The sequence below is a fragment of the Serratia sp. AKBS12 genome (assembly GCF_024793895.1).
In the GTDB taxonomy this organism is placed as follows: Bacteria; Pseudomonadota; Gammaproteobacteria; order Enterobacterales; family Enterobacteriaceae; genus Serratia_F.
Genome location: NZ_JANUSB010000015.1, coordinates 822,348 through 836,672 on the forward strand (window position 1 = coordinate 822,348; position 14,325 = coordinate 836,672).

The window sequence follows — 14,325 nt, forward strand, 5'->3', positions numbered from 1 at the left end:
ATGCCGCAGCGAAACATTGCCATAGTGATTGAAAACATGGCGGGCAAGGGGGGCACTGAACGGGTCGCCAGCGGGCTGGCCAATGCGCTGGCACAGCAGACCGGGCAGCGGGTGACGCTGTTTTCCCTCAGCGGCGATCGCGCCTTTTTTCCGTTGGAGGATGCGGTATCGCTGCGCTTTATGGCCGGTCGCACGCCACTCTGGCCGTGGCGGCTGGCCTGGACGCTGCGGCGCGGGCGCTTTGACGTCATCATCGTTGTTTCCATGGGCCGTCTGTCGGCGATTAGCGTGCCGTACCTGCGTCTGCTGTGCCCGCACAGCCGGTTGGTGTTGAGCGAACACGTCAGTTTCCACCAATACCCCTGGCCGATGAAGTGGCTGAAGTTGCTGGTTTACCGCCTGAGCGACCAGGTGGTTTTCCTTACCCGGCAAGATCGCGACGCTATCGCCCGGCGCATCGGCGGCGCCAAATGTCAGGTGATCGAGAACGTGTCGCCGTTTGCGACACAGCCGCCAGATTTCGCACAGCGAGGCAAGGTGGCGTTGGCGATGGGCCGGCTCAGCCCGCAGAAGGGCTTCGATCGGCTGATTGACATTTGGTACAGCGTGGCGCAGCAGGCACCGGACTGGCAGTTGCTGATTGTCGGCGACGGGCCGGATCGCGCCGCGCTGCAACGGCAGATTATCGAAAGCGGCCTGCAACGACAGGTGCATCTGCTGCCGGCAACCCTGGATGTGGCTGCGTATTACCGCCGCGCCAGCCTGGCGCTGATGACCTCGCGCTACGAAGGTCTGCCAATGGTATTGATTGAATCGATGAGTTTCGGGCTGCCGCTGGTGGCCTATGACTGTCCGACCGGGCCGGCGCAGCTGATCGAGCCTGACGTCAACGGCTACCTGGTGCCGGAGGGCGATCGGCAACAGTTTTGCCAACGCGTGCTGACGCTGATCGACGATGAAACACTGCGCCGGCGGTTTTCTGCCGCGTCACTGGCCAAGGCGCCGCGTTTTGCGCCAGAACGTATTTATCCCCAATGGCAGCACATCATTACGTGAGGAAAACATGGAAAAAGTGTCAATCATCATGCCGGCCTATAATGCTGCGGCCTCGATCAATGCGTCGATACTCGGCGTGCTCAACCAGCGCTTTGACGATTATCACCTGTACGTGATTGATGATGCCTCTACCGACAACACCGCCGAGATGGTCAAACCGTATATTCACGATCGGTTGACCTATATTCGCAATCGGCAGAACTACGGAGTCGCGGAGACGCGTAATATTGGCATAGAGGCGGCGCGCGGCGATTATCTGGCCTTTTGCGACAGTGATGATGTCTGGCACGGCAGCAAACTGGCGCGTCAGGTTGAAATACTGCAATCCGAGCGTTATGACGTGGTGTGTTCGCATTATTACACCTTTGAAAACGATCCGCAGTGCGTCAAGAATTATCGCGGCGCAGAAGAGATCATCGGCTATCAGGATATGTTGAAGAGCAACTGGATCGGCAATCTGACCGGTATTTATAACCAGCGCCGCACCGGCAAGGTGTATCAGCAAAACCTGGGGCATGAAGACTATTTGATGTGGCTGGCGATTCTGCGCAAGGCGCGCAACAGCCTGGCTTATTGCATTCCCGAACCGCTGGCGTTTTATCGGCTTTCCAGCCAGTCGCTGTCAGGCAATAAAATCAGGGCGGCGGACTGGCAGTGGAAAATCTATCGCCACCATCTGGGTCTGTCGTATCAAAAATCCTGCCTGCTGTTCTTTGCCTATCTGTTCAATGCAGCGATGAAAAGACAATGAGCGCCTGCAATCCGTATCGCGTGCTGCTGGCCTGCTGCTGGCTGGCCGGGGGGGCACAGGCAAATCCCTGCGCGCCGAACCTGCTGGTCAATCCCGGCTTTGAACAGGGTACGCAAGGTTGGCGCAGCGCAGGGGCGCGGGTTGTGGCAGCCGGGCGCGGCGGTGGCGCGGCGCTGTATTATCGGCATTCGCCAACCGAGCCTTACCGCACCTTTAGTCAGCGGCTGTCGGTGCAGCCGGGGCAGGCGATCGACTTTGGTGCCTGGATCCGCGTGCATAACGTGCGCGGAGCCTCGGGTGACAACGGCGCCAGCGTCTATCTGCAAAGCTTCGATGCGCAGGGGCGGTTTCTGGAGGGGAGCTACCCGCGGGGCGTTAGCGGCAGTACCGACTGGCAGCCTATCCGCGCCCGTTATACCGTGCCGGCGCAGGCGGCTCGGGTTACGCTGGGAGTCTACCTGCGCCGGCATACCAGCGGTGAGGCGTGGTTTGACGATCTGTATGCCTGCGTGCGGCCGTCCCAACCGGTGCTGTATCCGCTGGGGATCGGGCAAAACGGTAACCCGCAGACGCTGATCGAGGTCGCGTCGGCGCAGCGCGTACGGCTGGACAGTCGATTGCTTGACCGCCAGGGACATACGGTCAAAAGCAGTTCGCAGCAGTTGCAGATAGATCAACGGCATCGGTTGCAGTTTGAGCTGCCGCCGGCGCTGCCCGCCGGGGAGTATCGTCTGCGTCAGCACGTTACGGCGACGATGGCGCCGCAGGGGCAAAGCAGCGAAATACCGCTTGAACTGGGCCAGCCGTTGGCGGCGGTGAGCATCGACGCCGACGGGTTTACCCGCAAGGCCGGGCAGCGCATTTTCCCGTTGGGCATCTATGCCGACATAACCAGCGAGCGGCATCTGGCGCGTATCGCCGCCGCCGGGTTCAATAGCGTGCTGAATTACAACTATGGCAACGGCAAAGACCCCTATGGTTTTTTCCGTCGCGCACGGCGCCAGGGGTTGCAGGTGATCTATTCGCTGAAAGATCTGTATCCCGGCAGCCGCTTTGCACCGCCGACGCGCTCAGGCTATCCGGCGTTGGCCGCCTGGCAGGTGAGGCGGCTGAAAGACCAGCCCAACCTGCTGGCCTGGTATATCAACGATGAATTGGGGCCGGAATACCTAGGGCAGATTGTTGCCAGGCAGCGGCAAATTCGCCGCCTGGACCGCGACCATCCGACCTTCCAGGTGTTGAACAAGACCGCGGATCTGGACGCCTATTTCAATGGTGCAGATATCCTGGCGACCGATCCGTACCCGGTGGGCGTGGATGACGATCTGACCCGTACCACACGCTATACTGCGTTGACGGTGCAGGCTGCAAGGCAGGTCAAGGGAGCCTGGGTGGTGATTCAAATCATGGATCATGCCGCCTATGATCCACGCCGCCGGCCACACCAACCCAATGAAGACGAGATCCGCAGTCAGGCCTGGCAGGCGCTGATCGGCGGTGCCAACGGCCTGCTGTTTTACTCCTATACCGACCTGTTCTATCGGCGCCAGGGCGGTCGTCTCTATCCACAGGCGCAGACCGACAGCTGGCGCGGCGTGGCGGCGGTGGCGTTGCAGATCAGGAGTTTTACCCCGTATCTGCTTAGCGGTCAGCGTTTAGCGCCGATCGGCAGCAACCCGGCGATCCCGGCGCGCATTTTTGTCGACCAGCGGCGCGCCTTGCTGTTGGTAACCAACCCGTTTTATCACCCGGTTACGCTGCGGCTGCAATTGCCGGCGGGCTGGTATCATCAGGGGACGACGACGCTGACCCTGTCGCTGCCGGCGGTCGGTTCCCGCAGCCTGTGGCTGAACCGTTAAGCAACCGTTCAGACGCGCGATGTCACCGACGGCATAGCGCGTCTACCCCCAAATATCCCTCCCCATTACGTTACCCGCCACCTGGCAAGGATATGCTTATCATCCTGTTGTTAATCAACAGATAAGGTCATTTTGTGGCGTTAATCCCTTGGTGGTATTTCCTGTTTTCCGCCGCCTTTTCACCGGTATTCCCTTGATCACAATCAAATTGTTGGCACTGAGGCAAAAGTAGGCTGGCCGCAGAGTGAGCAATGTCGATACCCGTCGTTTGCACCCTGTCAGATATTGGTTGAGCGCCCGGGTATACCTACAACGAGAGAGCCTTCAGGAGAACTCCGGATGAGCAAGTTTTTAGACCGGTTCCGCTATTTCAAGCAGTTGGCCGAGCCGTTTTCCGGCGAGCATGGCCAGACGCTGAACGCCAACCGCGACTGGGAAGACGGCTATCGCAGCCGCTGGCAGCACGATAAAGTGGTGCGTTCCACCCATGGCGTAAACTGTACCGGCTCGTGCAGCTGGAAAATTTACGTGAAGAATGGCCTGGTCACCTGGGAAACCCAGCAGACCGATTATCCGCGTACCCGTCCCGATCTGCCCAACCACGAGCCGCGCGGCTGCCCGCGTGGCGCCAGCTATTCGTGGTATCTGTACAGTGCCAACCGTCTGAAGTATCCGCTGATGCGCAAACGCCTGATGAAACTGTGGCGCGAAGCCAAAGCACAGCACAGCGATCCGGTCGATGCCTGGGGCTCGATCGTTGCCGACCCGGAAAAAGCCAAAAGCTATAAAGTGGCGCGTGGACGCGGTGGTTTTGTGCGTTCCAGCTGGCAAGAGGTCAACGAACTGATCGCCGCGTCTAACGTCTACACCGCCAAAACCTTTGGTCCGGACCGGATTATCGGCTTTTCGCCAATTCCGGCGATGTCGATGGTGTCCTATGCCGCCGGGGCGCGTTATCTGTCGCTGATTGGCGGGACCTGCCTGAGTTTCTACGATTGGTACTGCGATTTGCCACCGGCCTCGCCGATGACCTGGGGTGAACAGACCGACGTGCCGGAATCCGCTGACTGGTACAATTCGTCTTATATCATTGCCTGGGGTTCCAACGTGCCACAGACGCGTACCCCGGATGCGCACTTCTTTACCGAAGTGCGTTACAAAGGCACCAAAACCGTGGCGGTCACGCCAGACTATGCGGAAGTTGCCAAGCTGTGCGACCACTGGCTGAACCCGAAGCAGGGCACCGACAGCGCCATGGCGCTGGCGATGGGCCACGTGATGCTGAAGGAGTTTCACCTCGATCGTCAGGTCGGTTATTTCCGCGACTATCTGCGCCGTTACACCGATATGCCGATGCTGGTGCTGCTGGAGCCGCGCGAAGCTGGCCACTATGCCGCCGGCCGCATGCTGCGTGCCAGCGATCTGGTCGACGCCCTGGGGCAGGACAACAATCCGGAATGGAAAACCATTGCGCTCGATCGGCACACCGGCGAACTGGTAGCGCCGCAAGGCTCTATCGGTTTCCGTTGGGGCGAGCAGGGCAAATGGAATCTTGAACAGCGTGAAGGTCAGCATCAGCAAGAGGTCGAACTGCAACTGAGCCTGCTGGATGCGCATGATGAGGTGGTCGAGGTCGGCTTCCCGTATTTTGGCGGTGCGGAAAGCGAACATTTCAACAGCGTGGCGCTGCAACAGATCCTGCTGCATAAGCTACCGGTCAAGCGTCTGCAACTGGCGGACGGCAGCGAGGCGCTGGTTACCAGCGTATACGATCTGACGCTGGCCAACTACGGTCTCGAGCGCGGGCTGAACGACGACAACTGCGCGGCAGACTACGACGATATCAAGGCCTATTCCCCCGCCTGGGCGGAGCAAATCACCGGCGTTTCTCGCCAGAACATTATTCGAATTGCTCGCGAATTTGCCGAAAACGCCGAAAAAACCCACGGCCGTTCGATGATCATCGTCGGTGCCGGCATGAACCACTGGTATCACATGGACATGAACTACCGTGGGCTGATCAATATGCTGATCTTCTGCGGCTGCGTTGGCCAGAGTGGCGGCGGTTGGGCGCACTACGTCGGCCAGGAAAAACTGCGCCCGCAGACCGGCTGGCTACCGCTGGCGTTCGGACTGGACTGGCAGCGGCCGCCGCGCCAGATGAACGGCACCTCGTTCTTCTACAACCACTCCAGTCAGTGGCGCTACGAAACCGTCGGCACCGAAGAACTGTTGTCGCCGCTGGCGGATAAATCGCGCTTCGGCGGCAGTCTGATTGACCTCAACGTGCGCGCCGAGCGCATGGGCTGGTTGCCGTCGGCACCGCAGCTGGACGTCAACCCGCTGCATATCGCCGCGCAGGCCAAGGCCGCCGGGCAGTCGCCGCTGGATTACACCGTCGACAGCCTTAAACGGGGGACGCTGCGCTTTGCCGCCGAACAGCCGGACAATCCGCAGAACTTCCCGCGTAACCTGTTTGTCTGGCGCTCCAATCTGTTGGGCTCCTCCGGCAAGGGTCACGAATACATGCTGAAGTACCTGCTGGGGACGGAAAACGGCATTCAAGGTCAGGATCTGGGCCAGCAGGGCGGTGTGAAACCGCAAGAGGTGGAATGGCAGGATAACGGCGGCGAAGGCAAACTGGATCTGGTGGTGACGCTTGATTTCCGCATGTCCAGCACCTGCCTGTATTCCGATATCGTGTTGCCAACCGCCACCTGGTATGAAAAGGACGACATGAATACTTCGGATATGCATCCGTTTATTCACCCGCTGTCGGCGGCGGTCGATCCGGCCTGGGAATCGAAAAGCGACTGGGAGATCTACAAAGGCATTGCCAAAACCTTTTCTGAGCTGTGCGTCGGCCATCTGGGACAGGAAACCGACGTGGTGACCTTGCCTATCCAGCATGATTCCGCCGCCGAATTGGCGCAGCCGTTTGGCGTGCAGGACTGGAAACGCGGTGAATGCGATCTGATCCCGGGGAAAACTGCGCCGCACATCATGCTGGTGGAGCGTGACTATCCGGCCACCTACCAGCGTTTTACCTCGCTTGGCCCGCTGCTGGATCGGCTCGGCAACGGCGGTAAAGGCATCGGCTGGAATACCCAGACCGAAGTCGATTTCCTGAAAAAACTCAATTACGTCAAGACCGACGGCCCGGCTATCGGACGGCCGAAGATCGAAAGCGCCATAGACGCCGCCGAGGTGATCCTGTCGCTGGCGCCAGAAACCAACGGCCAGGTCGCGGTCAAGGCCTGGCAGGCGCTGAGCAAGGTTACCGGCCGTGACCATAGTCACCTGGCGCTGAACAAGGAAGACGAAAAAATTCGCTTCCGCGATATCCAGGCCCAACCGCGCAAGATTATTTCCAGCCCGACCTGGTCTGGCCTGGAAGATGAACACGTGTCGTACAACGCCTGCTACACCAACGTACACGAGCTGATCCCCTGGCGCACTCTCAGCGGCCGCCAACAGATTTATCAGGATCACGAATGGATGCGCGCCTTCGGCGAAAGCCTGTTGGTTTACCGCCCGCCGATCGATACCCGAGCCGCGCAGCCGCTGCTGAACCGTAAGCCGAACGGCAATAAAGAGAAGGCGCTCAACTTCCTGACGCCGCACCAGAAGTGGGGCATTCACTCCACCTACAGCGACAACCTGTTAATGCTGACGCTGTCGCGTGGTGGACCGATCGTCTGGCTGAGCGAGGATGACGCCAAAGATCTGGGCATTGCCGATAACGACTGGATCGAAGCGTTCAACGCCAACGGCGCGCTGACTGCGCGAGCGGTGGTCAGCCAGCGTATTCCGGCCGGCATGACCATGATGTATCACGCCCAGGAACGCATCGTGAATATTCCGGGCTCTGAAATCACCAGCCAGCGCGGTGGTATTCACAACTCGGTGACCCGGGTTTGCCCGAAACCGACCCATATGATCGGTGGCTACGCACAGCTGAGCTATGGCTTCAACTATTACGGCACCGTCGGCTCCAATCGCGATGAGTTCGTGGTAGTGCGCAAAATGAACCGCATCGATTGGCTGGACGGGGAAGGTAACGACGATATGCAGGGCAGCCAGCAGGAGAAAACCCAATGAAAATACGTTCGCAAGTCGGCATGGTGCTGAATCTGGACAAATGCATCGGCTGCCACACCTGTTCGGTGACCTGTAAAAATGTCTGGACCAGCCGGGAAGGCGTGGAGTATGCCTGGTTCAACAACGTCGAAAGCAAGCCGGGCGTCGGTTACCCGCACGCCTGGGAAGATCAGGAAAAATGGCGTGGCGGCTGGATCCGTAAAATCAACGGTAAACTGGAACCGCGCATGGGAGGGCGGGTGGGTCTGTTGTCGAAGATTTTCGCCAACCCGGACGTGCCGGCGCTGGATGACTACTACGAGCCGTTCGACTACGACTACCAGAATTTGCACACCGCGCCTCAGGGCAAGCATCAGCCGATCGCCCGCCCGCGTTCGCTGATTACCGGTCAGCGGATGAAAAAGATCGAAAACGGCCCGAACTGGGAAGAGATCCTCGGCGGTGAGTTCGACAAACGTTCGAAGGATAAAAACTTCGACAATATGCAAAAGGCGATGTACGGCCAGTTCGAAAATACCTTCATGATGTATTTGCCGCGCCTGTGTGAGCATTGCCTCAATCCGGCGTGCGTGGCGACCTGCCCAAGCGGCGCTATCTATAAGCGCGGCGAGGACGGTATTGTGCTGATCGATCAGGACAAATGCCGGGGTTGGCGGATGTGTCTGACCGGGTGCCCGTACAAGAAAATCTATTTCAACTGGAAGAGCGGCAAGTCTGAAAAATGCATTTTCTGCTATCCGCGCATTGAAGCGGGGCAACCGACCGTGTGTTCCGAAACCTGCGTTGGTCGCATTCGCTACCTCGGCGTGCTGCTGTATGACGCCGACCGCATTGAGCAGGCGGCGGCAGCGGAGAACGAGCAGGATCTGTACCAGCGTCAACTGGATATCTTCCTCGATCCAAACGACCCGGCGGTGATTGCCCAGGCGTTGGCGGACGGCATTCCGCAGAGCGTCATCGACGCGGCCCAGCAATCGCCGGTCTACAAGATGGCCATGGACTGGAAGCTGGCGCTGCCGCTGCACCCGGAATACCGTACTTTGCCAATGGTGTGGTACGTGCCGCCATTATCGCCGATTCAGTCGGCGGCGGATGCCGGCGAACTGGCACACAGCGGCGTGCTGCCGGAGGTCGAAAGCCTGCGTATTCCGGTACAGTACCTGGCCAATCTGCTGACCGCCGGCGATACCGCGCCGGTGCTGCTGGCGCTCAAGCGCATGCTGGCAATGCGCCACTACAAACGTGCCGAAACCGTCGACGGCGTGGTGGATACCCGTGCACTGGAGCAGGTCGGTCTGAGCGAAGCGCAGGCGCAGGAAATGTACCGTTATCTGGCGATTGCCAATTACGAAGACCGCTTCGTGGTGCCCTCCAGCCACCGTGAGCTGGCGCGTGAAGCCTTCCCGGAAAGCAAGGGCTGCGGTTTCAGTTTCGGTGACGGTTGCCACGGCAGCGACGGCAAGTTCAATCTGTTCAACAGCCGTCGTATCGACGCTATCGATATCAGCCCGAAAACGACGCGCAGGGAGGAGATGTGATGATTGCTCTACGCATAATTGCACGCCTGCTGGATTATCCCGACCGTCAACTTTGGGATCATCATCCGGAGCTGCTGGCAGCGCTGGAGTCGGCCAACGAGCTGGATTTGCACCATAGCGCCCAGTTGATTGGCTTTATCCACGCGTTCTGTTCGCGGCCATTGCTCGATGTGCAGGCGGAGTACTGCGAGCTGTTCGATCGCGGTCGCGCCACTTCGCTGCTGCTGTTTGAGCACGTGCACGGCGAGTCCCGCGATCGCGGCCAGGCGATGGTTGATCTGATGGCGCAGTACCGCGCCGAGGGTCTGGAGATCGACAGCCGCGAACTGCCGGATTTCCTGCCGCTGTACCTTGAATACCTCTCCGGCCGGGATAGCGGCCAGGCGCGCGATGGTCTGCTGGACATTGCACCGATTCTGGCACTGCTGGGTGCCCGTTTGCACCAGCGGCAAAGTCCGTATGGCGTGCTGTTCGATGTGCTGCTGGCACTGTCCGGCAGCAGCGTGCAAACGCAGGCGCTAACAACGCAGGTGGCACAAGAAGCGCGCGACGACACGCCGCAGGCGTTGGATGCGGTATGGGAAGAGGAGCAAATCCGCTTCCTTGGCGAACAGCCAGGCTGCGGTTCCGAACAGCAGAGCGCGCACCAGCGGCGTTTCGCCGGTGCGGTAGCGCCGCAATATCTGGATCTGGCGGCAACGGCAACCAAAGGAAGATAACCATGCAATATTTGAATCAGTTTTTCTTTGATATTTATCCATATCTGGCAGGGGCGGTTTTCCTGATCGGCAGTTGGTTGCGTTACGATTATGGCCAATACAGCTGGCGTGCCGGCTCCAGCCAGATGCTGGACAAAAAAGGCATGCGTCTGGCGTCCAACCTGTTTCACATTGGCATTATCGGCATCTTTGCCGGGCACCTGTTTGGCATGCTGACGCCGCACTGGATGTATGCGTCTTTCTTGCCGATTGATGTGAAACAGAAACTGGCGATGATCGCCGGTGGAGCCTGCGGCGTGATGACGCTGATCGGTGGCGGACTGTTGCTGAAACGTCGGCTGACCAACCCGCGGGTGCGTGCCACCAGCAGCACCGGTGACATTCTGATCCTGACGCTGCTGGTGATACAAGTCTGTCTGGGTTTGCTGACTATTCCGTTCTCGGCACAGCATATGGACGGCAGCGAGATGATGAAGCTGGTAGGTTGGGCGCAGGCGGTGGTGACCTTCCACGCAGGGGCATCGCAGCATCTGGTCGGGGTGGCGCCGATCTTCAAACTGCACATGGTGTTGGGCATGACGCTGTTCGTACTGTTCCCGTTCTGCCGCCTGGTGCATATCTGGAGCGCGCCGGTGGAATACCTGACGCGCCGCTACCAACTGGTGCGCAATCGCCGCTAAACCTTCGTATGATATGTTGAAATATAAGCCGTATGATATGCTCATACGGCTTTTTTACTTTTAGCGTCGAAGCATTCCAGATATTCTTGTGATTGTTGTTTGAATTACTCCATTACGCTGCATTTAACGCTTTGCCTTAGGTGAACCTGATATTTGGCAAGATGGGATTCTGTGGGCTGAAAATCATTCTAATTAACATAAAAGAGACGCTATGTTCAGTAAATCATTTCTGGTGTTGTTAGCCATTTCGCTCACGGGGTGTTCCGCAAAATACAGCGAAAATGTGCTTGATAAGGCCGAGGTCCGTTTAGTAAAAGATACAGGTATTATCATTGCTGAGCCGACCCCTGGATTTTATGGCAGTATCCAATATCCTGATTCTGGAAGAATGACTGCCGATGCCGTTAAGGCTGCGTTCTCCCATTATTCGGATAAGGTTTCAGTTGCGGCAAATTGCAGCAGTTTATCGTGCCTGGCTCAGTCGAAAGCAACTTTGAATGGTTACTACGTTGTACCGGAGATCCTTCACTGGGAAGATCGGGCGACAGAATGGTCAGGTATACCGGATAAATTGGATATAAAGCTTACCCTGTATGACGGATTAAGCCAAAAGAGAATTGCATCCACCATTCTTTCGGGAAAAAGTAAATGGATGACTTTTGGTGGCGATCATCCTCAAGATCTACTCGCAGAACCTATCAATAACTATGTTAATTCGTTATATCAATAGCTAATTATTATCAGACTATGCGTGTGGCCTTGAAAATGTTTTGCACTATTTTTTCGGTTGTGCATCAGCTTGAAATGTTATTGTGATAGTCGATATTACCAGAGTTACTTGATCAACTACGCAAGTTCTTAATGTCAGAATTCTATCGCGGAGCAGTCAACGAGATAATGCGATGTTGATTCACTCGCAGTGGATACAGGGGCCGTAACAGGCCCCTGCATTGAGGCTCGATCAGTGCGATTTCATGCCCGCAGCGCCCATCAGCAGGCGGAACAGCGAGGCGACAACGAACAGGCCCAAGACGCTGGCACTCCAGATAATCACCAGCCAGCCGAGTCGTTTCCACCACGGGGTGGCGTTGTTGTTATCCTTCATGGTGGCCTCCTTGCTCAATGATAGCCGTGCTCATGGCTGACCTTGCCGCGAAACACGTAGTAGCTCCAGAAGGTGTAAACCAGAATAATCGGGATGATAAACAGCGCGCCAATCAGCATAAAGCCCAGGCTCTGCGGCGGCGAAGCCGCTTCCCACAGGCTGATTGATGGCGGGATCAGCAGCGGCCAGATACTAATGCCCAACCCGCTCAAACCGAGGAATACCAGCAATAGCGTCAGCATAAACGGCGAATAATGGGCGTTGCGCTGTACGCCGCGGCGGATCCCCCAGGCGCTGAGCAATACCAGCAACGGTACCGGCAGCAGCCAGAACAGGTTTGGCAGGCTGAACCAGCGCTGGGCAATTTCCTCGTGTGCGATGGGCGTCCAGATGCTGACGCCGGCCAGGATCGCCAACAGGATCAGTAGCAGCGGGACTGCCAGCTGATACATGCGTGCCTGCAGTTCGCCGGCGGTTTTCATCACCAGCCAGGTGCAGCCGAGCAGGGCGTAGGCTATCACCAGCCCCAGACCGCAAAACAGCGCGAACGGCGTCAGCCAGTCGAGCGCGCCGCCGGCGTAACCGCGGTTTTCCACCGGGAAACCGTTAAGTATTGCGCCAACGACCATCCCCTGGCAGAAAGTCGCCAGCAATGAGCCGCTGATAAACGCCTTGTCCCAGATGTGCCGGCGATTTTCGCTGGCCTTGAAGCGAAACTCGAACGCCACGCCGCGGAAAATCAGGCCGATCAGCATCAGGGTCAGCGGGATTGCCAAGGCGTCAAGGATCACCGCGTAGGCCAATGGGAAAGCGCCAAACAGTCCGGCACCGCCCAGCACCAGCCAGGTTTCGTTACCATCCCACACCGGCGCGACGGTGTTCATCATCACATCACGGTCGCGGCTGGCTTTTACCCAGGGGAACAGGATGCCGATCCCCAAATCGAAACCGTCCATCACCACGTACATCATGATGCTGAACACGATAATCAAAAACCAGATAAGCGGAAGATCGATACCCATGTTCAGCTCCTGTCGTCCAGATTTTCTTTTACGGCGGACAGCGGGCGCGCCGGTCGGCCGTCGGTGTCGTCGGGCTGATGGCCCTCGTGGGTTTGCGGCCCCTTGCGAATCAGCCTCATCATGTAAACGTAACCGACGCCGAACACCGAGCAATAGACCACGATAAACGCCAACAGGCTGATGCTCATGTGCAGTTCGCCGTGGGCGGAGACCGCATCCCTGGTACGCAGCAATCCGTAAACCACCCAGGGTTGACGGCCGATTTCAGTGGTGAACCAACCGGCAAGCAGGGCGATCAGGCCTGATGGCCCCATCCACAAAATGAAGTGCAGGAACGGTCTGGAATGATACAGCCCACCGCGCCAGCGTAACCACAGGCTCCAGACGCCGGCCAGGATCATCAGCATGCCCATGCCGACCATGATGCGGAAAGTCCAGAACACGATGGTGGAATTGGGCCGGTCTTCAGGCGGAAAGGACTTCAGCGCCGGAATTTGCTCGGTCAGGCTATGTGTCAGGATCAGGCTGCCGAGTACCGGTATTTCCAGTTTGTAACGGGTTTCTTCCCGCTGCATATCCGGCCAGCCAACCAGGATCAGCGGCGTGGCCTCTCCCGGTGGATTCTCCCAGTGTCCCTCGATCGCCGCGATTTTTGCCGGTTGGTGTTTGAGGGTGTTCAAACCGTGGGCGTCGCCGATAAACGCCTGTATCGGGGCGACAATCAGCGCCATCCACATCGCCATCGACAGCATGGTGCGCATTGCCGGTGTATCGCGGCCGCGTAGCAGGTGCCAGGCGGCAGAGGCACCGACAAAGAATGCCGACGACAGAAACGCGGCGGTAGACATATGCAGCAAACGGTAAGGGAACGACGGGTTGAAGATCACTTTCAGCCAGTCAACCGGGACGACCTGACCGTTGATGATTTCATGGCCCTGGGGCGTTTGCATCCAGCTGTTGGAGGCCAGGATCCAGAAGGTGGAAATCAGCGTGCCGAGCGCCACCATACAGGTGGCGAAAAAGTGCAGGCCCGGACCAACGCGGTTCCAGCCAAACAGCATAACGCCGAGGAAACCGGCCTCCAGGAAAAAGGCGGTCAGGACTTCATAGGTCAGCAGCGGGCCGGTGATGCTGCCGGCAAATTCGGAGAAGAAGCTCCAGTTGGTGCCGAACTGATAGGCCATGACCAAGCCTGAAACTACGCCCATGCCAAAGTTGACCGCGAATATTTTCGACCAGAAATGGTACAGATCGCGATAGGCTTCATTGTGCGTCTTCAACCATAACCCTTCCAGCACCGCCAGATAACTGGCTAAGCCAATGGTGATGGCCGGGAATAGGATATGGAAGGACACGGTAAAGGCGAACTGTATTCTGGCAAGCTCTAGTGCATCAAGACCCAGCATGGCGCCCCCTTGGTTTGAACATAATTTAACCTCTTCAGTATAGCGTTAATTTTAATAGGGAAAGCTTGGCGCCAAGTTAAGCATGGAG

At 57.9% G+C, this 14,325-nt stretch carries 11 protein-coding genes; 8 read left to right on the forward strand and 3 right to left on the reverse strand.

The window, feature by feature from the left end; translation table 11 throughout:
- From NYE85_RS13720 to NYE85_RS13755, 8 genes are all read left to right on the forward strand, one after another.
- Positions 1-1,056 carry a glycosyltransferase family 4 protein gene (locus NYE85_RS13720; RefSeq protein ID WP_259005317.1) on the forward strand — a complete coding sequence of 352 codons (1,056 nt, stop codon included), beginning with the start codon at positions 1-3 and terminating at the stop codon, positions 1,054-1,056.
- Positions 1,057-1,063: 7 nt separating this feature from the next.
- The gene (locus NYE85_RS13725) at positions 1,064-1,807 is read left to right on the forward strand and encodes a glycosyltransferase family 2 protein (RefSeq protein ID WP_259005318.1); all 744 of its coding nucleotides are present in this window, start codon (positions 1,064-1,066) and stop codon (positions 1,805-1,807) included.
- Complete coding sequence (locus NYE85_RS13730) at positions 1,804-3,666, forward strand: carbohydrate-binding protein CenC (protein ID WP_259005319.1); 1,863 nt, start codon at positions 1,804-1,806, stop codon at positions 3,664-3,666. The genes NYE85_RS13725 and NYE85_RS13730 overlap by 4 nt, the downstream gene beginning before the upstream one ends.
- A 339-nt stretch (positions 3,667-4,005) precedes the next feature.
- Positions 4,006-7,767: a nitrate reductase subunit alpha gene (locus NYE85_RS13735; RefSeq protein WP_259005320.1), complete on the forward strand. Its 3,762-nt coding sequence runs from the start codon at positions 4,006-4,008 to the stop codon at positions 7,765-7,767.
- Positions 7,764-9,305, forward strand: coding sequence for a nitrate reductase subunit beta (gene narH, locus NYE85_RS13740; RefSeq protein ID WP_259005321.1), 1,542 nt, complete (start codon positions 7,764-7,766; stop codon positions 9,303-9,305). The genes NYE85_RS13735 and narH overlap by 4 nt, the downstream gene beginning before the upstream one ends.
- On the forward strand, positions 9,305-10,024 hold the full coding sequence (gene narJ / locus NYE85_RS13745) for a nitrate reductase molybdenum cofactor assembly chaperone (protein ID WP_259005322.1): 720 nt from the start codon (positions 9,305-9,307) through the stop codon (positions 10,022-10,024). The genes narH and narJ overlap by 1 nt, the downstream gene beginning before the upstream one ends.
- 2 nt (positions 10,025-10,026) lie before the next feature.
- Positions 10,027-10,704: a respiratory nitrate reductase subunit gamma gene (gene narI / locus NYE85_RS13750; RefSeq protein ID WP_259005323.1), complete on the forward strand. Its 678-nt coding sequence runs from the start codon at positions 10,027-10,029 to the stop codon at positions 10,702-10,704.
- A gap of 211 nt (positions 10,705-10,915) precedes the next feature.
- Positions 10,916-11,434, forward strand: coding sequence for a DUF4823 domain-containing protein (locus NYE85_RS13755; protein WP_259005324.1), 519 nt, complete (start codon positions 10,916-10,918; stop codon positions 11,432-11,434).
- A gap of 231 nt (positions 11,435-11,665) precedes the next feature.
- Here NYE85_RS13755 and NYE85_RS13760 read toward each other — a convergent pair whose 3' ends face one another.
- From NYE85_RS13760 to NYE85_RS13770, 3 genes are read right to left on the reverse strand one after another with little or no spacing between them, the layout of a single operon-like run.
- Positions 11,666-11,809, reverse strand: a complete 144-nt coding sequence (locus NYE85_RS13760) for a DUF2474 domain-containing protein (protein ID WP_071586707.1) — start codon at positions 11,807-11,809, stop codon at positions 11,666-11,668.
- A 14-nt stretch (positions 11,810-11,823) separates the two neighbouring features.
- Positions 11,824-12,831: a cytochrome d ubiquinol oxidase subunit II gene (gene cydB, locus NYE85_RS13765; protein ID WP_259005325.1), complete on the reverse strand. Its 1,008-nt coding sequence runs from the start codon at positions 12,829-12,831 to the stop codon at positions 11,824-11,826.
- A 2-nt stretch (positions 12,832-12,833) separates the two neighbouring features.
- Entirely contained in the window at positions 12,834-14,237 is a 1,404-nt protein-coding gene (locus NYE85_RS13770) for a cytochrome ubiquinol oxidase subunit I (RefSeq protein ID WP_259005326.1), read from the reverse strand.
- Positions 14,238-14,325 lie beyond the last annotated feature (88 nt).